The sequence below is a fragment of the Kibdelosporangium phytohabitans genome (genome assembly GCF_001302585.1).
Lineage (GTDB): Bacteria > Actinomycetota > Actinomycetes > Mycobacteriales > Pseudonocardiaceae > Kibdelosporangium > Kibdelosporangium phytohabitans.
In genome coordinates this window covers 9,097,025-9,120,727 of sequence record NZ_CP012752.1, presented here as the reverse complement: position 1 = coordinate 9,120,727, position 23,703 = coordinate 9,097,025, and the positions used below count along the sequence as shown (strand labels likewise).

18 protein-coding genes are annotated in these 23,703 nt (G+C 68.0%); 8 read left to right on the top strand and 10 right to left on the bottom strand.

Annotated features, from left to right (window positions below; genetic code table 11):
* Positions 1 to 84 precede the first annotated feature (84 nt).
* The 6 genes from uvrA to AOZ06_RS40630 all read left to right on the top strand — a co-directional run bounded on the left by uvrA (position 85) and on the right by AOZ06_RS40630 (position 7,193).
* The gene (uvrA, locus tag AOZ06_RS40655; RefSeq protein ID WP_054294233.1) at positions 85 to 2,943 is read left to right on the top strand and encodes an excinuclease ABC subunit UvrA; all 2,859 of its coding nucleotides are present in this window, start codon (positions 85 to 87) and stop codon (positions 2,941 to 2,943) included.
* Positions 2,944 to 3,280: 337 nt separating this feature from the next.
* Entirely contained in the window at positions 3,281 to 3,862 is a 582-nt protein-coding gene (locus tag AOZ06_RS40650; protein WP_054294232.1) for a COG4315 family predicted lipoprotein, read from the top strand.
* 126 nt (positions 3,863 to 3,988) lie between these two features.
* The gene (locus AOZ06_RS40645) at positions 3,989 to 4,543 is read left to right on the top strand and encodes a sigma-70 family RNA polymerase sigma factor (protein ID WP_157233516.1); all 555 of its coding nucleotides are present in this window, start codon (positions 3,989 to 3,991) and stop codon (positions 4,541 to 4,543) included.
* Entirely contained in the window at positions 4,540 to 5,235 is a 696-nt protein-coding gene (locus AOZ06_RS40640) for an anti-sigma factor family protein (RefSeq protein ID WP_054294230.1), read from the top strand. The genes AOZ06_RS40645 and AOZ06_RS40640 overlap by 4 nt, the downstream gene beginning before the upstream one ends.
* A 1-nt stretch (position 5,236) precedes the next feature.
* On the top strand, positions 5,237 to 5,743 hold the full coding sequence (locus AOZ06_RS40635) for an SRPBCC family protein (protein WP_335338320.1): 507 nt from the start codon (positions 5,237 to 5,239) through the stop codon (positions 5,741 to 5,743).
* A 103-nt stretch (positions 5,744 to 5,846) separates the two neighbouring features.
* Positions 5,847 to 7,193 carry an FAD-binding protein gene (locus AOZ06_RS40630; protein WP_335338319.1) on the top strand — a complete coding sequence of 449 codons (1,347 nt, stop codon included), beginning with the start codon at positions 5,847 to 5,849 and terminating at the stop codon, positions 7,191 to 7,193.
* Between the two features lie 109 nt (positions 7,194 to 7,302).
* Here the strand turns inward: AOZ06_RS40630 and AOZ06_RS40625 are convergent, their stop codons facing one another.
* Entirely contained in the window at positions 7,303 to 9,570 is a 2,268-nt protein-coding gene (locus AOZ06_RS40625; RefSeq protein WP_054294228.1) for an AfsR/SARP family transcriptional regulator, read from the bottom strand.
* A 152-nt stretch (positions 9,571 to 9,722) separates the two neighbouring features.
* Positions 9,723 to 11,078: a cation:dicarboxylate symporter family transporter gene (locus AOZ06_RS40620; RefSeq protein ID WP_054294227.1), complete on the bottom strand. Its 1,356-nt coding sequence runs from the start codon at positions 11,076 to 11,078 to the stop codon at positions 9,723 to 9,725.
* Positions 11,079 to 11,206: 128 nt separating this feature from the next.
* Here AOZ06_RS40620 and AOZ06_RS40615 point away from each other — a divergent pair, with 128 nt between their 5' ends.
* Together AOZ06_RS40615 and AOZ06_RS40610 are read left to right on the top strand one after the other, a co-directional pair.
* A complete protein-coding gene (locus tag AOZ06_RS40615; RefSeq protein ID WP_054294226.1) occupies positions 11,207 to 12,787 on the top strand; it encodes a sensor histidine kinase in 1,581 nt (526 codons plus the stop codon).
* Positions 12,788 to 12,897: 110 nt separating this feature from the next.
* On the top strand, positions 12,898 to 13,569 hold the full coding sequence (locus AOZ06_RS40610) for a response regulator (RefSeq protein WP_054294225.1): 672 nt from the start codon (positions 12,898 to 12,900) through the stop codon (positions 13,567 to 13,569).
* 218 nt (positions 13,570 to 13,787) lie between these two features.
* Here AOZ06_RS40610 and AOZ06_RS40605 read toward each other — a convergent pair whose 3' ends face one another.
* From AOZ06_RS40605 to AOZ06_RS40570, 8 genes are all read right to left on the bottom strand, one after another.
* Positions 13,788 to 15,287 (bottom strand): beta-N-acetylhexosaminidase, encoded by a 1,500-nt coding sequence (locus tag AOZ06_RS40605; RefSeq protein WP_054294224.1) that lies wholly within the window; start codon positions 15,285 to 15,287, stop codon positions 13,788 to 13,790.
* Positions 15,284 to 16,153 carry a carbohydrate ABC transporter permease gene (locus tag AOZ06_RS40600; protein ID WP_054294223.1) on the bottom strand — a complete coding sequence of 290 codons (870 nt, stop codon included), beginning with the start codon at positions 16,151 to 16,153 and terminating at the stop codon, positions 15,284 to 15,286. The genes AOZ06_RS40605 and AOZ06_RS40600 overlap by 4 nt, the downstream gene beginning before the upstream one ends.
* A complete protein-coding gene (locus AOZ06_RS40595; protein WP_054294222.1) occupies positions 16,141 to 17,085 on the bottom strand; it encodes a carbohydrate ABC transporter permease in 945 nt (314 codons plus the stop codon). Before AOZ06_RS40595 ends, AOZ06_RS40600 begins: the two co-directional genes overlap by 13 nt.
* A complete protein-coding gene (locus tag AOZ06_RS40590) occupies positions 17,085 to 18,395 on the bottom strand; it encodes an extracellular solute-binding protein (protein ID WP_054294221.1) in 1,311 nt (436 codons plus the stop codon). Before AOZ06_RS40590 ends, AOZ06_RS40595 begins: the two co-directional genes overlap by 1 nt.
* A 152-nt stretch (positions 18,396 to 18,547) precedes the next feature.
* The gene (locus AOZ06_RS40585) at positions 18,548 to 19,660 is read right to left on the bottom strand and encodes a lactonase family protein (protein WP_054294220.1); all 1,113 of its coding nucleotides are present in this window, start codon (positions 19,658 to 19,660) and stop codon (positions 18,548 to 18,550) included.
* A gap of 191 nt (positions 19,661 to 19,851) precedes the next feature.
* A complete protein-coding gene (locus tag AOZ06_RS40580; protein WP_054297285.1) occupies positions 19,852 to 21,264 on the bottom strand; it encodes a GntP family permease in 1,413 nt (470 codons plus the stop codon).
* Between the two features lie 18 nt (positions 21,265 to 21,282).
* Positions 21,283 to 21,915, bottom strand: coding sequence for a bifunctional 4-hydroxy-2-oxoglutarate aldolase/2-dehydro-3-deoxy-phosphogluconate aldolase (locus AOZ06_RS40575; RefSeq protein WP_054294219.1), 633 nt, complete (start codon positions 21,913 to 21,915; stop codon positions 21,283 to 21,285).
* 188 nt (positions 21,916 to 22,103) lie between these two features.
* The gene (locus tag AOZ06_RS40570; protein ID WP_054294218.1) at positions 22,104 to 23,690 is read right to left on the bottom strand and encodes an N-acyl-D-amino-acid deacylase family protein; all 1,587 of its coding nucleotides are present in this window, start codon (positions 23,688 to 23,690) and stop codon (positions 22,104 to 22,106) included.
* Between the last annotated feature and the right edge of the window lie 13 nt (positions 23,691 to 23,703).

The window sequence follows — 23,703 nt, the reverse complement described above, 5'->3', positions numbered from 1 at the left end:
CCCGGCCTAACATGGTCGCGGCAGCCTCGATCGAACGCATATTCGAGAGCGCTCGCCCCGATGTCAACACCGAAGGGACCCCTTGTGGCCGACCGTCTCGTGGTTCGCGGTGCCCGCGAGCACAACCTGCGGAGCGTCGATCTCGACCTGCCGAGGGACAGCCTCATCGTGTTCACCGGGCTGTCCGGGTCCGGGAAATCGAGCCTGGCGTTCGACACCATCTTCGCCGAGGGGCAGCGCAGGTATGTCGAGTCGCTGTCGGCGTACGCCCGGCAGTTCCTCGGCCAGATGGACAAGCCGGATGTCGACTTCATCGAGGGCCTCTCGCCCGCGGTGTCCATCGACCAGAAGTCGACGAGCCGCAACCCGCGGTCGACTGTGGGCACAGTCACCGAGGTGTACGACTACCTGCGTCTGCTCTACGCACGCGCGGGCAAGCCGCACTGCCCCACGTGTGGCGAGGCGATCAGCAAGCAGACGCCGCAGCAGATCGTCGACCAGGTCCTCGCGCTGGAGGAGGGCACGAAGTTCCAGGTCCTCGCGCCGGTCATCCGCAGCCGCAAGGGCGAGTACATCGACCTGTTCCAGACGCTGCAGTCGCAGGGCTACTCCCGCGCCCGGGTCGACGGCGTCGTCCACCCGCTCGGCGAGGTCCCCAAGCTCAAGAAGCAGGAGAAGCACGACATCGCGGTCGTGATCGACCGGCTGACGGTGAAGAAGAGCGCCAAGCAGCGGCTGACCGACTCGGTCGAGACCGCGCTGCGCCTCGCCGACGGCCTGGTCGTGCTGGAGTTCGTCGACCTCGACGAGAACGACCCGCACCGCGACCGCGGTTTCTCCGAGAACCTGGCCTGCCCCAACGGCCACCCGCTGGCGATCGAGGACCTGGAGCCCCGGTCGTTCTCGTTCAACTCGCCGTACGGCGCGTGCACGTCCTGCTCGGGCCTCGGTGTCCGGATGGAGGTCGACCCCGAGCTGATCGTGCCGGACGACGAGCTGTCGCTGGGCGCGGGCGCGATCGCGCCGTGGGCGGGCGGGCAGACGGCCGAGTACTTCACCCGGCTGTTGACCTCGCTGGCCGAGAGCGTCGGCTTCCGGATGGACACGCCGTGGCGGCGGCTCCCGGCGAAGGCGCAGAAAGCGGTCCTGCACGGCACGAACGACCAGGTGCACGTGCGCTACAAGAACCGCTATGGCCGTGAGCGGTCCTACTACGCCAGTTACGAGGGCGTGATCCCGTTCCTGGAGCGCCGCCAGGAGCAGACCGAGTCCGACGCGATGCGCGAGCGCTACGAGGGCTACATGCGGGAGGTCCCGTGCCCCGCGTGCCAGGGAACGCGCCTCAAGCCGGAGATCCTCGCGGTCACGCTGAACCACAAGTCCCAGGGCGACCTGTCGATCGCGGACGTCTGCGCGATGAGCGTGTCCGACTGCTCGGAGTTCCTCGAAGGACTCAAGCTCGGCCAGCGCGAGACCATGATCGCGGGCGCGGTGCTCAAGGAGATCCAGGCGCGGCTGCGGTTCCTGCTCGACGTCGGGCTGGACTACCTGTCGCTCGACCGCGGCTCGGCCACCCTGTCCGGCGGTGAGGCGCAGCGGATCCGGCTGGCCACGCAGATCGGCTCCGGCCTGGTCGGCGTGCTGTACGTGCTGGACGAGCCGTCGATCGGCCTGCACCAGCGTGACAACCACCGGTTGATCGAGACGCTGACCCGGCTGCGGGACCTGGGCAACACGCTCATCGTCGTCGAGCACGACGAGGACACGATCCGGACGTCGGACTGGGTGGTGGACATCGGCCCCGGCGCCGGCGAGCACGGCGGCAAGGTCGTGCACTCCGGGCCGGTGTCGAAGTTGTTGAAGAACAAGGAATCCATGACCGGGGCGTACCTGTCCCGGCGCAAGGAGATCCCGGTTCCGGAGATCCGCAGGCCGATCGACCGCAAGCGGCAGCTGACCGTGGTCGGCGCGCGTGAGCACAACCTGCGCGGCCTGGACGTGTCGTTCCCGTTGGGCTGCTTGGTCTCGGTGACCGGGGTGTCCGGCTCCGGCAAGTCCACGCTGGTCAACGACATCCTCGCGCAGGTGCTGGCGAACAAGCTCAACGGCGCGCGGCAGGTGCCGGGCAGGCACACCAGGGTCAACGGCCTCGCCCACCTGGACAAGCTGGTGCGGGTGGACCAGTCGCCGATCGGCCGCACCCCGCGGTCCAACCCGGCGACGTACACCGGCGTGTTCGACAACATCCGCAAGCTGTTCGCGCAGACGACCGAGGCGAAGGTCCGCGGCTACCAGCCGGGCCGGTTCTCGTTCAACGTCAAGGGCGGGCGCTGCGAGGCGTGCGCGGGTGACGGCACGATCAAGATCGAGATGAACTTCCTGCCGGACGTGTACGTCCCCTGCGAGGTCTGCAAGGGCGCCCGGTACAACCGGGAAACCCTCGAGGTGCACTACAAGGGCAAGACCATCTCCGAGGTCCTCGACATGCCGATCGAGGAGGGCGCCGAGTTCTTCAAGCCGATCACCTCGATCCACCGGCACCTCAAGACCCTGGTGGACGTCGGCCTCGGCTACGTCCGGCTCGGCCAGCCCGCGCCGACGCTGTCCGGCGGCGAGGCGCAGCGCGTGAAGCTGGCCAGCGAGCTGCAGAAGCGCTCGACCGGCAAGACGGTGTACATCCTGGACGAGCCGACGACCGGTCTGCACTTCGAGGACATCCGCAAGCTGCTCGGCGTGATCAACGGACTGGTGGACAAGGGCAACACGGTGATCGTGATCGAGCACAACCTCGACGTGATCAAGTGCTCGGACTGGATCGTCGACATGGGGCCGGAAGGCGGTTCCGGCGGCGGCACGGTGGTGGCCGAGGGCACCCCGGAGGACCTCGCGGACGTCAAGGAGAGCTACACCGGTCAGTTCCTCCGGCAGGTACTGGAGGTATAGCAGGAAAAGCAGGAGGGCGCCGTCGGGATGTCGTGCTCCGGTTCCGCCGTGTGGGCAACCGCGCCTGACATCTCCGACCTGGCCGAGCCCTCGCCGGAGCACGGCCGCGGCCTGAAGCGGGCGTGGCCGTGCTCCTGGCCGCGCGGATCAGGCGGGGTCACCGCCAAGCAGGGGCGTACGCGTTCCACACCGGTGTCGACGAAGGACACGTGCGGAAAAACCCGACCAATCCGGGTTGTGAATTGCTCCGAACGGGGTTGAACCGCTCCTGACATCTCCTCGTGTGTGTGGGTGAACAGGGTCACGCGAAGGGCGGGGCCACACCAGGAGGTTAGTCATGAAGGGCGCTCGTGTCGGCGTGCTGACTGCCATCGCCGGTCTGGGGCTGCTGGGCCTGACCGCTTGCAGTGGCGATGATCCCGCTCCGAGGGTACAGATTCCGCAGCAACCGCAACAGCAGGAATTGCCGGTCGCGGACGGGCCGCGGCCCAACCTGGTCGCCGCCGAGGTGTCCACGCTCGGCCGGGTGGTGACCAACCAGAACGGGATGACCCTGTACCGCTTCGACAAGGACACCGCACAACCCTCGGTTTCCAACTGCTACGACACCTGTGCCAAGCAGTGGCCGCCGTTGTTGGCCGAGGGCAAGGAAATCACGTTCAGTGGCGTGCCGCAGAACATGGTCGGCACGGTCAAGCGCAAGGACGGCACCCGGCAGATCACCATCAACAAGTGGCCGGTCTACATGTACGCCAAGGATTCCGCGCCCGGCGACGCGACGGGGCAGGGCGTGGGCGGTACGTGGTTCGCGATCACGCCTGACGGCAAGAAGTCGCAGGGGGTCGTGCAGAGCGCCAAACCGCAGCAGCAGCCGAAAACACAGCAACCGCCCGCCGGTGGCTCCGGTTCCGGCTACTGACGCGCGAGCGGAGGGAATCACGTCGTGAGCGCCTCACTAGCCATCGCAGGAGGCCCGCGATCACCAGTGGTCCGTCCAAGTCCAGTAACCTCCGCACCGACTCGATCCACAGCGGAGAGGAACCTGGTGACGACCCCAGGCTGGTGGCCGCGGCGGTCGCGGCGCGTTCGTGGCGAAGACCTTGTCCGGTCCTTGTACAACGAGCACGGCGCGAGCCTGCTCGCGTACGCGACCCGGCTGACCAACGACCGGGCCGCGGCCGAAGACATCGTCCAGGAGACATTGCTGCGGGCGTGGAAGCACTCCGACGCGCTGACCGACGAGAAGGGGTCGGTCAGGGGCTGGCTGCTCACCGTGGCGCGAAACATCGTCACAGATCGGGCACGGGCCCGCGCGGTCCGGCCGCCCGAGGTGGCGGAGGTGACTGAGTCACCGTCGGTCGAACGGGACCACGCCGACCAGGTGGTGGACTCGATGGCCATGCTCGGCGCGCTGGACAGCTTGTCGCCCGAGCACCGCGACGTGCTCGTGGAGATCTACTACAAGGGCCGCACGGTCACCGAAGCCGCACAGGTGCTGGGGATCGCGGCAGGTACCGTGAAATCACGTTCTTACTATGCATTGCGTGCCCTGCGGGCCGTGATGTCCGGCGGCAAGACAGGGACGGAGGTGCCCCGGTGAGCAACCCACACGACCACTCCTCGCTCGGGGCGTATGCCCTCGGGGTGCTGACCCCGCGGGAGGCCACCGAGGTCGAGGCACACCTCCGTTCGTGCCCGGACGGCCGGCGTGAGGTCTCGGACCTGGTCAACATGCGCGCGGCGCTGGACTCGGTCCCGCCGGAGGCCTTCATCGACGGGCCGCCGCCGGGTGGTGATCTGCTGCTGCAGCGCACACTGCGCCGCGTTCGCGCCGAGGAGGGCCAGCAGCCCGCCGCGCGCCCCGCGCTCGGGCGTCGCCTCGCCGCGGTCGCGGCGGCCGTCGTGATCGTCGGAGGGGCGCTCGCGGGTGGCATCGCCATCGGGGGCAGCGGCAGCGACCCGGGGATCGTGCAGGAAGCGGTGGGGGTGCCGTTCGCGGCCACCGACGCGGCCACCGGCGCCAAGATGGACGTGAAGGTCGAGGCCCTGGCCGGCTGGGTGAAGGTGCACGCGAAGGTGGCGGGCATCAAGCAGGGGGAGAAGTGCCAGCTGATCGTCACGGGCAAGGACGGCGTGCAGAAGGTCGCGGGCAGCTGGCTGGTGACCGAGAAGGCCGAGGACGCGGGCACGACGCTGGACGGTCCCGCGCTGGTCGACCCGAAGGACGTGAAGTCGGTCGACGTGATCACCTTCGACGGACGCAAGCTGGTGTCCGTGCCGGTGAGCCTCTGAGTTGACCGGGATCGGCGAGAAGCCGCGGAGTGGTGCCGGGCAGGCGCTGCGCCGCGGCGTCCGCACACCCGTGAACCGCTACCGGTTCCGTAGCTTGTGGACGGTCCGCGCCGCTGCGGGCGACGTGTTCGACGTCGTCACCGACCCGGGGACGTATCCGTTGTGGTGGCCCGACATCCACGGCGTCGGGCGGATCGACGACGACACCGCCGAGGTGGTCTGCCGGTCGGTGCTGCCGTACGCGCTGACGTTCCGGATGCACCGGGCCGAGCAGGATCTCGACCGCGGCCGGATGATGATCGGGATGACCGGCGACCTGGAGGGTTTCTGCCGCTCGACGGTGGTGCCGGGGCGGCGGACCGTGACGCTGGAGATCACCCAGGACGTGATCGTGAACAAGCCTTTGCTCCGGGCGCTGGCGCCGGTCGCGAGACCGGTGTTCCGCGCCAACCACGCCGCGATGATGTGGCGTGGTCAGCGCGGACTGCGCGGGTTTCTCAAGCACTAGCCGGTCCGCCACCGACCGACTCAACGGAAACTAAGCGGTGACTCATCGCGGCTCCCTACGTTTCGGATCGACGTCCTCGGACGACGATTGAGGGGAGTCCACCGTGCCGGTGTCGGCGGGACGAGATGAGTGGCAGGTCATTGTTGCCGGAGCGGGCAATGCGGGTTTTTGTGCTGGTATAGCTGCTTTGCAGGCCGGTGCGACCGCGGTCGCCGTCGTTGACGCGGCTCCAGGGCAGCTCAGGGGCGGCAACAGTTCGCTGACCAAGAGCATGCGCTTTTCCTGGCGGGACAGTGCGCAGCTCGCCAGGCTGCTGCGGACGTCGGACGCGCGGCTGGTCGAAGAACTGGCGGCCGGGCGGTCGGAGTACGCGAACGAGCAGTACCTCGATGATTGGCTGCGGGTCTCCGGCGGCGAGGTGGACACCGCGCTGATCGCCTCCATCATCGGTCGTTCGGCCGGCGCGATCACCTGGATGTACGAGTCAGGGCAGCGGTGGGAGCCGAGGAGGAACCCGCTTCCCGGCGACGTGCCCGTGGTGCTCGAAGGCGGCGGCCAGGGCTTGCAGGACCGGAACTTCGGCCAGTTCGAGCAGTTGGGCGGCAAGGTTTTCCACGACAGCGCGGTGACCGACATCGAGGTGACCGTCGACGGGCTGTACCGCGTCAAGGGCTCGGGGCCGGCGTTTCCCGCGACGTGCGCTGCCTTGGTGCTGGCGTCGGGTGGGTTTCAGGGCAACGAGCGGATGCGCGAGCGCCACCTCGGTGAACCCTGGCGGAATGTGAAACTGCGCGGAGTGCCCTTCAACAAGGGCGTGCCGCTGATGGCGGCCATCGCGATCGGGGCCGACCAGGCAGGCAACTGGGCGAAGTGCCACGCCACCCCGCAGGGCATCCTGTTGCCCGACCACATGCTGCCCGGTCAGATGCGGGAATCGCACGCGTTGGCGCGGTACGCCTATCCCAGGGGGATCGTGGTCAACCGGAAGGGGCACCGGTTCTTCGACGAGGCCGCCGACCACGGCAACCTGACGTACGTCACGCTGGGCCAGAAGATACTGGAACAACCGGAGAAGGTCGCGTTCCAGATCTTCGACAAGGCCGTGCTCGACGCGCGACTGCTGCCGGAGAGCTACCTCGAGGACCCGGCTTCCGTTGTCGCCGCCTCGATCGAGGACGGCGCGCGGCGCCTTTTCATCGATGTCGGGAACCTGGTCGAAACGGTTCGCGCGCACCCGGGGGTCGGCACGCCACCCTACTTGTTCGTCCCGGTGGTGTGCGGCCTGACCTTCACCTACGGCGGGCTGTCGGGGAGTCCGAACGCCGAGGTGCTCGGCGGCGGCAGGCCGATGAACGGGCTCTACGCCACGGGGGAGATCGTCGGAGGTCTGTACGACCAGGGATATCCGGCGGGGACCGGCCTCCTGCTCACAACACCCGAGATGCCGTGATCCGATCGAGCCTGCCCCGACGACCACGATCCTCATAGGAGCCCACCGAACTTCTTCGCGTAGGTGGCGGCGGACGTGCCGGCCGCCCTGCCCAGCACCGCACCGGCCATCAGCGGAAGTTGATGTCGGCGAGGCTGAGCAGCGCGGCCGTCACCGCCTTCGGGTCGCCGGTGGACTCGGCGATGGACTGGCCCGCCGACGCGACCTCGAGCCAGTCCACTGTGTACATCCGAAGCCAGAAGTAACCGCGCAGCGACTCGGCGATCAGTCCCGCGACCGGCCACGGCTGGTGCTGGGCGGCGTGTGTGACGACGGCGACGAGGTTGGCCCGCTCGGTGTCCAGCCATGCCAACGCGTCGGTGTGGTCGTCGAAACCCGCTGCCCTGGGCTGGTCGCGTTCCGGCGGCAAAGACAGCCGTTGCATCTCGGGGTAGAGCATCGCGGCAGCTTCGTCGACAGTGTGCAGGTACCAGTCGTAGAGCGCACGCAGTGCACTGTCGCGTTCGGACTCGGTGTCCTCGTGCCTGCTGCGTTCCTTTGCGTACTGGCGAAGCAGGTCATGGCAACCGTACCGGCCGGGGACGCGTTCCTCGAGCAGATGACCGGCCGCGAGCGTCGCCAGCCGCGCACCCGCGTCCTGACGGGAGATACCGGCGAGCGCCGCTGAGGCCTCGGCGGTGATCCCGGGGCCCGGCACGGAGCCGAGCAGCCGGAACAGCCGCCGTGTGCCGTCCGGGAGTGCCGAATACGACTGGGTGAAAGCCGGCAGCACGGCCGTTTGCTCGTCTCCGGCTACCCGCAGCGAGTCAAGCCGATCGCCGGAGCGGAGCTGGTCGACGTACCCGGCGACAGCGAGTCTGGGCTGGCCCAGCAGTTGCGCCGCCGCGATGCGCAACGCCAGCGGCAGATGCGCGCACAACTCGGCCAAGTCCGCCGTGGCCCGCGGTTGCGCCTCAATGCGTTCGGTGCCAAGCAGGCCGCGCAGCAGAGCGTCGGATTCCTTCGCGGTGAGCACGTCGAGCGTCAGTTCGTACGCGCCGTCAGTGGCGACCAGCCCGGCGAGCACGCTCCGGCTGGTCACCAGTACCAGGCAGCCCGGCGCGCCGGGCATCAGCGGACGGACCTGCTCCGGCTGGAACGCGTTGTCGAGCACCACGATCATGCGCCGGTCGGCGAGCAGGCTGCGGTACAGCGCGGCGGCCTCGTCGACTTCGACCGGAACCCGGTCGGCGGCCACGCCGAGGGCACGCAGGAACCGGGCGAGCGCCTCGATCGGCCGCATCGGTGAGCCCGTGCTGTATCCGCGCAGGTCCACGTGCAGCTGGCCGTCGGGGAAACGGTCGCGGACGCGGTGCGCCCAGTGCACAGCCAACGCCGTCTTGCCGACACCGGCAGTTCCGGCGATGGCCGAGATCAGCACCGTCGTGGCGGTGCCGCGGTCGGTGAGCAGCTTGTCGAGCTGGTGCAACTGCGTCTGCCTGCCGACGAATCCGGCGACGTCGGCAGGCAGTTGGGCCGGTGTGCCCAGGCTTGCGGCCGTGGCGGTGCCGGCGATGGACAGCAGGCCCGGATCGTCGGCGAGAATGTCCTGTTCGAGCCTGCGCAGTTCCGGGCCGGGCTCCAAGCCGAGTTCCTTGACGAGCTCCGCGCGCCCCTGGCTGTAGGTCTCGAGCGCCTCGGCGCGACGGCCGCAGCGGTACAGCGCCAGCATCAGCAACCCACGTAATCGTTCTCGCAGCGGGTGTTCGGTGGTGAGGCGGTGCAACTCGTCCACGGTCTCGACGTGCCTGCCCAACGCCAGGTCGGTGTCCAGCCGTGTTTCCAGCGCCGTCAGCCGGTATTGCTCGAGCCGGGCAGTCTCGGCCGCCACGATCGACGTAGCGGGCACGTCCGCGAAGGCAGGCCCCTGCCACAACGCCAGCGCCGCGGCGAGTTCACCGGCGGCGGCGTGCAGCCTGCCCTCGCCCAGGTCGCGCTGGCCGGACTCGAGGAGCCGTTTGAACGCCGCCGCGTCCAGTTCTTCGGCCGCGACAGCCACCTGGTAGCCGCGGTTCTTGGTGAGCAGCAGGTCGTTGGCGTCGGCGCCGAGCAGACGGCGCAACCGCATCACGTATCCCTGCACGGTGTTGTGCGCGGTCCGAGGAGGCCGCTCGCCCCAGATCTCGTCCACGAGACGGTCCGCGCTGACTGTGTGACCCGCGCGGGCCAACAGGACCGCGAGCACCGCCCGGGGCTGGGCGGCTCGGATCGCCGACCACCGGTCGCCGGTGTACACCTGCAACGGACCGAGTATTCGAAACCGCATCAGTTTCTCCGGCAGCGCTGGCTCGTCGTGGGCCTCACGGTACCGCTGCCAGTCGGTGACGTTTACCGCCATTCGCAATACGGCACAGATCAGCCGAAAAGGTGCGGACGAGGCAGCCGGTGAACTGCTGATCCGGAGGTGGGACCAGTCAAAACGGCGAAGTGCCGGTCACACCGCGGATGGGCGGCGTGGCCGGCACTTCGCTGCAGTGCCCTGCCGGTTGCTCAGGCCTTGACCGAGCTGTCCTTCGTCTCGGCCTTGTCTTCCTCGCCCGGCCCGCCGTGGTCGTCGGACAGTGTGGATTCGTCGAACGGTTCCTCACCGGACAGCACCCGTTGTGCTTTGTCCCGGTCGAATTCCTTCGTCCACGTACCGAGCAGCACGGTGGCCACGGCGTTGCCGGTGAAGTTGGTCAACGCGCGCGCCTCGGACATGAACCGGTCGATGCCGACGATGAAACCGACGCCGCCGACCAGTTCCGGCCGGTGTGACGACAGGCCACCGGCCAGCGTGGCCAGGCCCGCGCCGGTCACCCCCGCCGCGCCCTTCGACGCGATCATCATGAACAGCAGCAACTTGATCTGCTCGCCGAAGTTCAGCGGGTCGCCCATGGCCTCGGCGATGAAGATCGTCGACATGGTCAGGTAGATCATCGTGCCGTCGAGGTTGAACGAGTAGCCGGTGGGCACCGTGATGCCGACGACCGGCTTGCTCACGCCGACGTGCTCCATCTTCGCGATCAGCCGCGGCAGCGCGCTTTCCGACGACGACGTGGAGAAGATCAGCAGGTACTCGCGGGCCAGGTAGCGCATCAGCGAGAACAGGTTCACCCGGGACACCAGCCACAGCATCCCGGCCAGGATGACCGCGATGAACAGCACGCACGTGATGTAGAAGCCGAGCATGATCACCAGCAGGCTCTGCAGCGCCGCGGTGCCCGTCTTGCCGACGACGGCGGCGATCGCGCCGAACGCGCCGACCGGGGCCAGCCACATGATCATCGACAGGACCTTGAACACCAGGCGCTGGATGTGCGCGATCCCGCGCAGCACCGGCTCGCCCTTCTTGCCGAGGCTCTGCAGCGCGAAGCCGACCAGCAGCGCCACCAGGAGGGTTTCCAGCACGTCCCCGCTGGTCAGGCCGGACAACAGGGTGGTCGGGATGATGCCGAGGATGAACTTGGTGGTGTCCTCCTGGACCTTGACCTCGGCCTGTCCGAGCTTGGCGACGTCCTTGGTGAGCTGCAGGCCGTCACCGGGGTGCAGGATGTTGCCGACGATCAGACCGATGGCCAGCGCCACGAACGACATCGCGATGAAGTAGCCGATCGCGAGGCCACCGACCTTGCCGACCTGCGCGGCCTTCCTGATCGACCCGACGCCGAGCACCAGCGTGCAGAAGATGATCGGGCTGATCATCATCTTGATCAGGGCGACGAACCCGTCACCGATCGGCTTGAGTTCGATCGCGGTTTCTTTCCAGATGAGGCCGAAGGCGATGCCGAGGGCCACCGCGACGATCACCGCGATGTAGAGGAGGTGGGTGCGATCCCGGCGGGTGCGCCCTTCAACTGTGGACAAAACGGGCCTCCTGGGAAGGCATGACGTGACGGCAGGTCGTGCTGAGTGGTTGTGCAGACTATCCGTGGCGATATGACCCTGGTCACGGTTGTGTTCATTTCGGTCGCGCGTCGCGGAGGTTACGGATCATGCGTGAGTGGAGCCTCGCCCGCCAGTTGCTGGTGCTGCAGGTCGTGATCGTCGCCGTGATCGTCGGCGGTGGGTCGATCCTCGCGTACCTCGACGCGGCCAGGAACACCGAGGACACCGCGCGGCGGGAAGTCGTCGCGGTCGCCAAGTCCGTCGCGGACGCTCCCACGCTGGTCAACGCCCTGGCGACGCCGAATCCGAGCACCACGCTGCAGCCGTTCGCCGAGGCCGTCCGGCACGACACGGGCGTCGACTTCATCACGATCATGAAAACCGACGGGACCAGGTACACGCACCCGAATCCGCAGGAGATCGGCAGGCAGTTCCTCGGCAACACGCGCGACGCCCTGGAAGGGCGGGTGCTGACCGAGACCTTCGTCGGCACGCTGGGGCCGTCGGTCCGTGCGGTCGTCCCGGTTTTTTCAGCCGATCGTGTGGTCGCGATGGTGGCTGTCGGGATCACGGTCGCGGCGATCGCCGACGAGCTGTCCAGCAGGCTGGTCGCCGTGGTGCTCGTCGCGGCGGCGGCGCTGGGTGTCGGCCTGATCGGCACGTACTTCGTCAGCGCGCGGGTGCGGCGGCAGACCAGGAGGATGGGCCCGGCCGCGCTCGGCCGGATGATCGACTACCACGAGTCGATCCTGCACGCGGTGCACGAGGGACTGCTGCTGCTCGACCGCAACGGCGTGGTGACCCTGTGCAACGACGCGGGCAGGGAGCTCCTCGGGGTGGCCGAGGACGTCGAAGGCAAGCCGTTGTCCTCACTGGGACTGCCCTCGTCCCTTGTGGACAGCCTGGTGTCCGGCGGGCCGGTCCGCGACGAGATCCACGTCACCGACCGGAGCGTGCTCGTGGTCAACAAGTCCGAAGTGCCCGCGCACGGCGCCGTGGTGACGTTCCGGGACCACACCGACCTGCAGGCGCTGACCGGGGAACTGGACTCGGTCAAGGGATTCGCCGAGTCGTTGCGGTCGCAGGCCCACGAGGCCGCCAACCGCCTGCACACCGTCGTCTCGCTGATCGAGCTGGACCGGACCGGCGAGGCCGTCCGGTTCGCCACCGAGGAACTCCAGATCGCGCAACAGCTGACCGATCGGGTGGTGGGCTCGGTCCGTGAACCCGTGCTGGCGGCGTTGCTGCTCGGCAAGATGGCTGAGGCGAGCGAACGCGGTGTGGAGCTGGTGATCACGCCGGACACGCACATCGAGGAGACAGCGCTGCCCGGCCGTGATCTCGTGACGATCCTCGGCAACCTGATCGACAACGCGTTCGACGCGGCGATCGAAGGCGACGAGGCGCCCAAGGTCCACGTGACCGTGCGCAGTGCCGACCCGGGAGTGCTGATCAGGGTCGCCGACACCGGACCGGGACTCGACGAGGACGCCTCGCGCGCCGCGTTCACCCGGGGGTGGTCCACTAAGGACTCCAGCAGGGGACTGGGGCTGGCGCTGGTCGGCCAGGCGGTCCGCCGCTACGGCGGCACGATCGAACTCGGCCAGGAGATCGGCGCCGTGTTCACCGTCCGGTTGCCCGCCGGGGGGCAACCGGAGCCCGCGCCGCACCCGCGTGACGGCAGGTGATGAGTCGGTTCCGGTACGTGGTACACCATGCCCAGATGCCGGGCGGCGGCCTTCGTGGGAGACACTGTTCGGCGGTAGGCCGGACGAGCCCGCCACGTGAGGCTGTCGAGATGATCAGGGTTTTGGTGGTCGAGGACGATCCCGTCGCGGCCGACGCGCACCGGCTCTACGTCGAGCGGGTGGCCGGGTTCTCCGTGTCCGGTGTCGCGCACACCGGCGCGGAGGCGAAACGGTTCGTCGAACAACACCCGATCGACCTGCTCCTGCTCGACCTGTACCTGCCCGACGCGCATGGCCTGCAGATCAGCCGCGCGATACGGGCGACGAACCCGAACATCGACGTCATCGCCGTCACCTCGGCCCGCGACCTGGCGATGGTCCGCGCGGCGGTGTCCGCCGGTGTCGTGCAGTACCTGCTCAAACCCTTCACGTTCGCGACACTCCGGGACAAACTGGAGCGGTACGCCCAATTCAGGGACACGGTCACAGCGGCGGGGGAAGCGGCGGGCCAGGCCGACGTGGACCGTGCACTGGCGACCCTTCGCGGTACGGAAGGCATCGGCCTGCCCAAGGGGATGAGCGCCGACACGCTCGAATCGGTCGTGGCCGCGTTGCGGGAGACTCCTGAGGGGCTTTCCGCTGTCGGCGCTGCTTCCGCCGTCGGCATTTCGCGGGTTACCGCTCGGCGTTACCTCGAGCATCTTGCCGATACTGGGACTGTTGTGCGTCGTCCGCAGTATGGGCAGGTTGGTCGTCCCGAGCTTTTTTACCGGTTGGCTTGATTTTTTGCACGTCACACGATTTTCCCTCGCCGAGGGGCTGACCTCTGGGCAGGAGCACCCCCGAAGCCCTTCACTGCGCTTGCGCGCTCGCCGCTGTGGCTGGTTCCTTGCTCCTTTGCGCGTGCCGCTTTTGGCTGACTTGTCGCTGATCGGGTGGGCGACTCTGTGCTTTTCGCGTTGGCCTGTCCATGGTTGCCGGGTGTGGACAGGCCGTCGCTTCAGTTCTCCGGCAGTTCGCGGGTTCGGCCGTAGACACCTGGGCGGGTTTGCCATGGGTGTGGGCCGGTGAGCGGCCGGTACTCCACACCCATGGCATCCAGCCTGGCCAGGTGGTGGTTGACCAGACGGGCTTCGAACTCCTCGTAGGACCTGCCTTCCGGTTGCGACCAGACGACTTCCGCGAACGCGGTCAGGCGGGGGAAGGCCATGTATTCGACGCGCCGGAGGTTGTCCAAGTGCTCCGACCAGATCTGGGCCTGTGCACCGAGTACGTGCTTGTGGAACTCGTCCTTCAGTCCTGGTGGGATCGGCTCGTAGCCGTAGACGTCCTCCAGCGTGTGCACGAAGCCGACCGCGATCGGCTCGTCCGGGTGCCTTGACTGCCTGTGGTCGAGGTAGACGTACTGCTCGGGGCACATCACCACGTCGTGCCCTGACGACGCTGCTGTCGTCCCTGCTTCTTCGCCTCGCCACGAGCCGACGACCGCGTCTTCCGGGAGGTCTCCCACGTCCAGGATCTCGTCCCAGCCGAGGGCGCGCCGTCCGTGTTTGGTCAGGTGGGCCGCCAGTTCGCCGAGGAACCAGCCGTGCAGCTGGGCTTCGGACGTGTATCCCTGCTCGGCCATCCGCTTGGCCGCGACCGGGTTGTCCTTCCACTGCACGGTCGGCACTTCGTCGCCACCGATGCAGATCACCGGACTGTCGAAGACTTCCATCACGTGGTCGAGCACGTTCTTGTAGAACTCGACCGTCGCGTCCGAGACGTTGAGGATGTCCTCGCTGATTCCCCACTCCGGCCGCACTGCGATCCGCGTACCGGTGTTGCCCAGCTCGGGGTATGCCGCGATCGCCGCCTGGCTGTGTCCCGGTACGTCCACTTCGGGCACGATCGTGATGTGCCGTTCGCGGGCGTACGCGATCAGTTCACGCATGTCCTCGGTGGTGTAGAACCCGCCGTGCGGCCGTCCGTCGTTCTCCTTCGTGCCGTTCGGCGGCCTGCCCACCCATGACCCTGTGCGCCAGCTGGCGACCTCGGTCAGCTTCGGGTACGCGGGGACCTCGATGCGCCAGCCCTGGTCGTCGGTCAGGTGCAGGTGCAGCACGTTCAGCTTGTGCGCCGCCATCAGGTCGATGAACCGCAACACCTCGTACTTGGGCTTGAAGTGCCTGGCGACGTCCAGCAACACGCCTCGCCACGCGAAGCGGGGCGCGTCCTCGACTGTGCCGCAGGGCAGCTCCCATGGTCCCTTGTGGAGTGACGCGGCCCGGAAGCGGTCGGCTCCGTGGAGCTGCCGCAGGGTTTGCGACGCGTAGAACGCGCCTGCCGGGTCCGCGGCCTCGATCCGGACGCCTTCCCGCGTGATCGTGAGGCGGTAGCCCTCCTTGGGCAGGTCGTCGGTGAACGTCACCGACGGCGTCACCGGCTCGTCGCTCACGAACGTGCCGTCCGCCGGTGTCACCGCGGACGGTTTCGGGAGCAGGCCTTCGAAAGTCGTCATCCTTTGACAGCTCCAGAGATTCCGGACGCCAGGTGCCGCTGCACGAAGATGAAGAAGATCAGCACCGGGATCGTCATGAGTGTCGCGCCCGCCATGATCCCGCCCCAGTCGAGCTCTTCGGGCTTGTAGAACACCCGCATCGCCTGGGGCAGCACGCGGTTGTCCACGTCGGAGAAGATCAGCGTCTGCGCGAAGAGGAAGTCGTTCCACGCGTGGATGAACGCCAGCACGCTCGTCGCGACCAGGCCCGGCGCCACCAAGGGGAACAGCACCTGCCACGTGAACCGCATGCGGCTCGCGCCGTCCAGCGCCGCCGCCTCTTCCAGTTCCGCGGGCACCGCCGCGACGAACCCCCTCAGCATCCAGATCGCGAACGGCAGGCTGAACGCCAAGTTCACCAGCACCAGCGGCGCCAGCTGGTTCAACCCGAACGCGGGCGCGCTCGTACCCACCTGCTGGACCATGAAGAACAACGGGATCGTCAACGCCTCGACCGGCACCATCTGCGCCACCAGCAACATCACCAGCAGCACCGTGCGGCCCTTGAACCGGAACCGGGTCAACGCGACCGCGGACAGGAACGACAGCAGCATCGACAGCGCCACCACGCAGATGGCCACGATCGTGCTGTTGAGGAAGTAACGCCCGAAGCCGTTGGAGCCCAGCACCCGCTCGAAGCTCTCCAGGCTCGGCGCGAAGGTCCACGGCGTCGCGGACTGGATCTCACCGGCCGGTTTGAACGCCGACAGCACCATCCAGTACAGCGGGAACGCCACCATCGCGGCGATCACGCAGCAGACGATCTCGGCGACCAGCCTGCCTGGGCTGCGGCGCTTCTTGCGCAGGGGAACGCTCACGGTTGCCATCCGGACCTCCGTTGTGTCCGCAGGTACACCACCGTGATCAGCATCAGCAGCACGGTCATCACGACACCGATCGCCGCGCCGAGGCCGTATTCCTCACCGGCGAACGCCTTCTGGTACGTGTAGACGTTCAGCACCAGGTTGCGTCCCGCGACACCGCCGCCGTTGGTCATCACGTAGATCTGGGTGAACAGCTTGAAGTCCCAGATGATCGACTGGATCGTGGCGATCACGAGCAGCGGCTTGAGGATCGGCAGGATCACCTGCGTCGCGGTGCGCCGCCACGTGGCGCCGTCCAGCTGCGCGGCCTCGATGATCTCCGAGGAGATGTTCTTGATGCCCGCGTACATCGTGACCATCACGAACGGGAACGAGCACCAGATCACCTCGCCCGCCACCAGCCCGAAGGCGGAGAACCGCTCGAAGGTCCACGAATGCCCCTGCATCCCGAGAACCTCGTTGACCACACCGAAGTTCGCGTCGAACAGGAACAGCCACACGTACGACCCGGCCATCGCCGGTGTCGCCCACGCGCCCAGCGCGGCGAGGAACAGCAGCATCCTGGGAACCGCGCGGACGCGCGTGGCCAGCACCGCGAGGCCTGTGCCGACCAGGAGGCTGCCGACCACGCACACCGCGGCGAACAGGATCGTGGACACCAGCACCGACCAGAACTGCGGGTCGCCGAACAGCTCGATGTAGTTGTCGACCCCGATGAACTCCAACGGTTCCGCGCCGCTGGCCTGCGGCTGGTTGTAGTCGTACAACGAGATCTGCACGAGTTGGAACAGCGGGTAGGCCATCAGTGCCGCGAGCAGGATCCCGGCGGGCAGCAGGTAGAACGCCGCCGCCCGCCCGTCGCGCTTCTTGCGGGCAGGCCGCCGCGGCGCCTGGACCTCCAGGTCCGGCGCCGCGGGGGCGATTTGCGTCGTCATCAGCTACCGAACGCCTTGTTCATCTCACCCGCCGCCGCGTCCGTTGCCGCGTCGACGGACTGACCGCCCGTGGCGACCTGCTGGATCGCGGTCGGGATGATGTTCTGCGCGTCGATCTTCGTCCACGCGGGTGTGGCCGGGACGAACTTCGTGCCGCTCTGCGCGGCCTTCACGAACGGCTCGACGAACTTGTCGGCACTGGCGACCTGCTCCTGGACGTCCTTGAACGTCGGCAGGTTGCCCATCGCGGTGTACATCTTCTGCTGGTACTTCTTGCCGCCGAGCAGCTTGATGAACTCCAGCGACAGCGTGTACTTCTTGCTCGCGCCGAACACGCCGAGCAGGTTGCCACCGGCGAACGGCGGGGCCAGCGAGCCCGCGTCCTTGCCCGGCAACGGGACGACGGCGTACTTGCCCTTCACCACGCCTGCCTCGACGGCCTTGCGGTTGAAGTCGCCACCGATCGTCATCGCGGCCTTGCCACCGGCGAACTGGGCGACGGACTGGCTACCGGTCAGCTGCGCGCACGCGGCAGGCGGGCAGATGTCGTCCTTGAGCAGCTCGGCGTACTGCTTGAGGCCGTCACGCGCCTTCGGGTCGGTGAGCCCCGAGGTCCACTTGTCACCGTCCTGCTTGGCCAGTTCACCGCCGTTGGCCCAGATGTACGGGAACGCGGCGTAGATGTACTTGCCGCCGACGGCGATGCCGTACAGGTCCGGCTTCGACTGGCGGATCTTGCGGGCGGTCTCGGTCAGCTCGGCCAGTGTCTTCGGCGGCTGCAGGCCGAGTTCGGTGAAGACGTCGGTCCGGTAGTACAACGCGCGCGTGCCGGTGTACCAGGGGATGCCGTACGTCTTGCCCTTGACCTTCGCGGTGTCGAGCACCGACGGGATCAGGTCCTTGCTGTCCGGCCAGGCGGTGATGTCCTTGGTCAGGTCGGCGAACCCGTTGGACGCGGTGTAGCCGGCCAGGTCGGTGTTGCCGAACTCCGCGACGTCGGGCGAGGAGTTCTTGTCGTTGAAGGCGCCGTTGAACCGGGCCGCCCGGCCGTCGACCGGCAGGTACTCGACGGTCACCTTGACGCCCTGGTGTGCCGCCTCGAACTCCTGCTTGGCCTCGTTGACCGCCGCTTCCTTCGGACCGTTGCTGGCCTCCTGGAACATCCACACCTTCAGCTCACCGGTCATCTCGCCGACCGGCTGGCCGGGGTTCCCGTTCTGCTGCGGCTGGTTGTTGGTGGCCTGCGGTGGTCCACATGCGACTACTAACGCCCCCACAGCGGCTGCAGCCAGCAAACCTTTGATCTTCATTGTTCCTCCGGTTGCGTCTGATGCAACGCGCGTTTCGCATAAGGCAATGCCGCGATGCTAGAACGGACAATTGCCCGGCACAAGGGTCTAAACCAATGCGCAACAAAGAGCCCCTGTGGCAGCGCGGGGAGCGCGGCCACAGGGGCGGATAACTACTTGAAGGACACGATGCCGACGTTGTTCACCTTCGCTGTGACCACTGAACCACCGAGCGTGCCCGTGCGGGGATCACGAGGCAGCACGTTGATCGTGCCCGCGCGCTGGTTCGACACGTACACCCTCGTCCCGGCCGGGTCGAAGGTGAAGTGCCGCGGCCACGAGCCGCCAGTCGGCGTCGTGCTCACGAACGTGAGCGTCTTGCCGGTCTCGCAGACCGTGAACAAGGCCAGGCTGTCGTGCCCGCGGTTGGTGGCGTACACGAACCTGCCGTCCGGCGAGATCTGGATCTCGCCGGGGTAGTTCTCCGGCGGTGTCGCGCCACCGAGCGTGCTGATCACCTGCCCGGCTGTGAACTTCCCGGCCGCCGCGTCCCAGGCCAGCACGGTCACCTCGGACCGCAGCTCACCGAGCACGTAGGCGAACCGGCCGTTCGGGTGGAACGCCAGGTGCCGGGGGCCGAGACCCGCGGCCAGGGCGAGCTGCTGGTTGAGCTTCAGCTTGCCCGCGTTGTCGATGCCGTACACGTACACCGAGTCCGTGCCGAGGTCGACGGCGACGATCCACCGCCCACTCGGGTCACTCACGACCTGGTGCGCGTGCGCGGCCCGGCTGCCGGAGTGCGTCACGACGTCCGTCACCCTGCCGACCTTGCCGTCGGCCTGCAGCGACAGCACCGAGACGCTGCCGCTGGAGTAGTTGGCTGTCAGCAGGTATTTGCCGTGCACGGTGGCGTGCGTCGGCCCGGCTCCGTTGACGTTCACCGTGTTGAGCACCCTCGGCCGCTGCGGGTCGGTGATGCTGAGCGCGGTGACCTTGCCCGGATCCGTCTCGATGGTCGTGTACACCACCCGGCCGTCACGCGAGTACGCGAACCACGACGGGTCCGGGATCCCGCTGACACCGCGCGTGATGGTGAGCTTGCCGGTCGCCGAGTCGACGGTACCGACCTGGAAGCCCGGCCCGGGCGGGTTGCCCCAGCTCGTGTAGCTCCCGATATACACAGTGGACACTGCTCTCCCCTGAGCCGATGCCGGTACGCCGGTGGCGAGCATGAGGCCACCGACTCCGGCCGCGCCGAGAAACCGGCGCCTGTTCAAATCCGTCACCTGTGCTGATCCTCTCCTTGCAGGGGTGGTGGCGACGACCGGGGGAGCCCAGCGGTCTCGACGGCGCGGTTTCCCGCTGGCCGCACGAACCGAAAGGTCCAAGTACAACCCGGTACGGGAAACCTTCCGGCCGCGACGCCCAGCGGAACCTGGATCCGCCGAACACCACCAAGGCTCCCCGGTCGTCACCACTAGATGAAGATCATCAAGACCGCCGCCACCGCGAAGGCGACGACGGACAAGATGGTTTCCAGCACTGTCCAGGTCTTCAGCGTGTCCTTGACGGAGATGCCGAAGTACCTGGACACGATCCAGAACCCGCCGTCGTTGACGTGCGAGGCGATGATCGAACCGGCGCAGATGGCGGCGACGATGAGCGCCAGTTGAGGTTGGGTGTAGCCCGCGTTGGCGATGGTCGGGCCGACGATGGCCGCCGACGCCGCGATCGCCGCGGTGGCCGAACCCTGTGCGATCCGCAGACCGCACGAGATCAGGTACGCCGCGACGAGCACCGGCAGGCCGATGTCCGCGAGCGACGACTGCACGGCCTTGCCGATCCCGCTGACGGTCAGCACCCGGCCGTAGAACGCACCGGCGCCGACGACCAGCAGGATCATCGCGACCGGCTTGAGTGAGGCGTTGGCGATCGTGGAGACCTCGCTGCGCGTCATCCCGCGGCGGTAGCCCAGCAGCCAGAACGCCAGCAGCACCGAGATCGTCAGCGCGATCGCCGGCGTGCCGAAGAACGTGGCGATCCCGGCGGCGACCGACTTCTTCGGCAGGATGATGCTGCCGAACGTGCCGATCAGGATCAGCACGAGCGGGATCGCGATGATCGTGACGACCGTGCCCAGCTTCGGCTCGGCCGGTGCCGTCGCGGTGCCCGGCCCGTCCTGCCTGCGACCGGCCTTCGCGGCCTCCAGCATCTCCTCCGGCACGTCGATGTGGATCCGGTTGCCGATCCGGTTGGCGAACCACAGCCCGACACCCCACGCCGGGAGCGCGCAGATCGCGCCGAACAGGATCACCCAGCCGAGCCCGACACCGAGCAGCCCGGCCGCGGCGACCGGGCCGGGGTGCGGCGGCAGGAACGCGTGCGTCACCGACAGGCCGGCCAGCAGCGGCAGGCAGAACAGCAGGATCGACTTGCCCGACTGCTTGGCCACCACGTACACCAGCGGCGCGAGCACGAAGATGCCGATGTCGAAGAACACCGGGATACCGAAGATCAACCCGGCCAGGCCCATCGCCAGCGCGGCCCGCTTCTCGCCGAACGCCTGCAGCAGCTTGCGGGTCAGCACCTGCGCTCCGCCGGACGCCTCCAGGATGGCGCCGAGGAACGTACCCATGCCGATGATGACCGCGATGTGGCCGAGGATGTTGCCGAACCCGGTCTCGATCAGCGAGCCCGAGTTGCTCGACTGGATGGAGCCGACCAGGGTCTCCACCGGGATGCCCGCGGCGAGCGCGGTACCGACACCGACGATCAGCAACGCGATGAAGGGCTCGACCTTCCACGCGATGATCATTGCCAGCAGCAGTGCGATACCGACCGCGGCGAGCGTGAGCAGCCCGCCTGTCGTGTGTTGCAACCAGTCCACCATGGACTGCTCCATATTCTCTCAGTGACGCTTGGCCAGTGCGACGGCGTCGACGAACTCGCTGGCCCGCTGCCGGATCTCGGCCAACCTCGACTCGGCGGCCAGTGCGGGGGAGACCACGCCGCTGCCCGCGGTGACCGCGAGCGCTCCGGCTTCCAGGTACTCCGCGGCGTTGGCGGCGTTCAGACCGCCCGTCGCCACCAGTGGAGTTCCCGGGTACGGGCCGTGCAGGTCCTTGAAGTAGTCCGGACCCAGCCGCGCCGCCGGGAACACCTTGACCGCTGTGGCGCCCATGTCCACAGCGTCGGCCACCTCGGTCGGGGTCATCGCCCCGAGCACGACCGGCACACCCCGCCTGGTCGCCTCGGCAACGACCTTCGGCCGCAGACCGGGCGTCAGCAGGAACTTCGCGCCCGCGTTGATCGCGTCACGGGCGTTCTGCTCGCTCATCACCGTGCCCGCGCCGAGGATCAGACCGTCCACTTTGGCAGCCTGTGCCATCAGTGCCGGTGCGTTCGGCGTGGTGAAGGAGAACTCCACGATCGGCAGGCCCGCCTCGACCAGGGTCGAGCCCAGGCCCACCGGATCGGCGATCTCCGGAGCCCGGATGATGCACAGCGAACGCCACGCACTCAGCTCGGCGATGAGATCCATGTCAACTTCCTATCGGTGATCTGACATTGCGGGCTGGCTTTGTCGCGCCGGTCGTTCACGCCTCGCAACACGCCCGATGCCGCCCCAGTCGCGGCGGCAAGTGGGCGCCACGCGGTGTCGGCTGCGTGGGGCGAGGTGGAAATGACCGGCTTCTGGCGACAAAGCCCGTCCGAGCGGAGCGAGGACCATCAAACACTGTTTCGCAACGAGTGGCCGGGCGTGGCGCCGGTGTGCGTCCCGTCGTCGATCACCGGCACACCGTTGACGAGCACGTATGGAATACCAGTCGCGACCTGGCGCGGCTCGTCGAAAGTCGCGGTGTCGGCGACCGTGTCCGGGTCGAACAGCACCAGGTCGGCGGCGTGGCCCTCACGGACGAGACCCCGATCCGGCAGGCGCAAACGATTGGCGGCCCGGCCGGTCAGGTGCGCCACGCACTCCTCCAGCTCGAGCACGCCCAGCTCACGCACGTACCGGGCGAGGTAGCGCGGAAACGTGCCCCACGACCGCGGGTGCGGGCGTTCGCCGACCAGGATCCCGTCGCTGCCGCCGGTGTGCGCCGGGTGTTTCATGATCGCGCGGACGTTGTCCTCGTGGCCGACGTGCATCAGGCACGAGGTACCCATCCGCTCGTCGATCAACACGTCGAAGTACAACTCCGCCGGTGGCCGCCCGGCGGTGCGGGCCGACTCGGCGACACTGTGCCCGACCAGGTGCAGGTTCGCGTCCCTGCGGACACCGTTGATCTCGATGGAATCCCAGTCGACCGGCACGCCGTGGCAGCCGTCGGACCCGTTCTCCTCCAGATCGGCGCGGATCCGCTCCCGGGTGTCCGGATCGGACATCCTGGCGATCGCGGCGTCCGGCCCGCCCTCGGTCGACCAGCTCGGCAGCAACGCGCTCAGGTACGTCGCACCGGGCAGGTACGGGTACGTGTCGAGCGTGATGTCGCAGCCGTCGGCGATCGCCTCGTCCAGCAGGGCCAGCAGTTCCACGCCACGGCCCTTGTTGACCGGGAAGTTCATCGTGGCGTGCGCCAGGTGCAGCGGGCAGCCGGAGCGCCGCGAGACGTCGACCATCTCGGCGTACGCCTCCAGCGCGCCTGCGCCGTAGCTGCGGTGGTGCGGGCTGTAGTAACCGCCGAGCTTGCCGGTGACCTCGCACAACGCGACCAGTTCCGCGGTGTCGGCGTACATCCCCGGGGTGTAGGTCAACCCGGAGGACAGGCCCATCGCGCCTTCGGCGAGACCCTGTGCGACGATCTCCTTCATCCTGTCCATTTCGGACTCTGTCGGTGGCCGCGCCTCCCAGCCGACCACCATCATCCGGATCGTGCCCTGCGGCAGCAGGTACGCCGCGTTCACCGCGATGCCCTGGTCGAGGCGGTCGAGGTATTCGCCGACGCTGCGCCAGTTCCAGTCGAACCCGGCCGGGTCGTCGTTCCAGCCGGCCAGCTGTGCCCGCAGTCCGGCCAGCGTCTCGTCGTTGACGGGCGCATACGACAGCCCGTCCTGGCCGTACACCTCGCTGGTCACGCCCTGCGAGACCTTGGCCAGGTGGTCGGGCTTGGCCAGCACCTGCAAGTCGGAGTGCGAGTGCATGTCGATGAAGCCGGGCGCGAGGACCAGGCCGGTCGCGTCGACCACGCGCGTGGCGTCCAGTCTTCGGCCGGTCGCGATCTCGGCGATCCGGCCCGCCTGCACGCCGACGTCGGCCCGGTAGCGCGGCGCGCCGGTCCCGTCGACGACCGTCGCGCCGCGGAAGGCGATGTCCATTTCGGACTCCTTT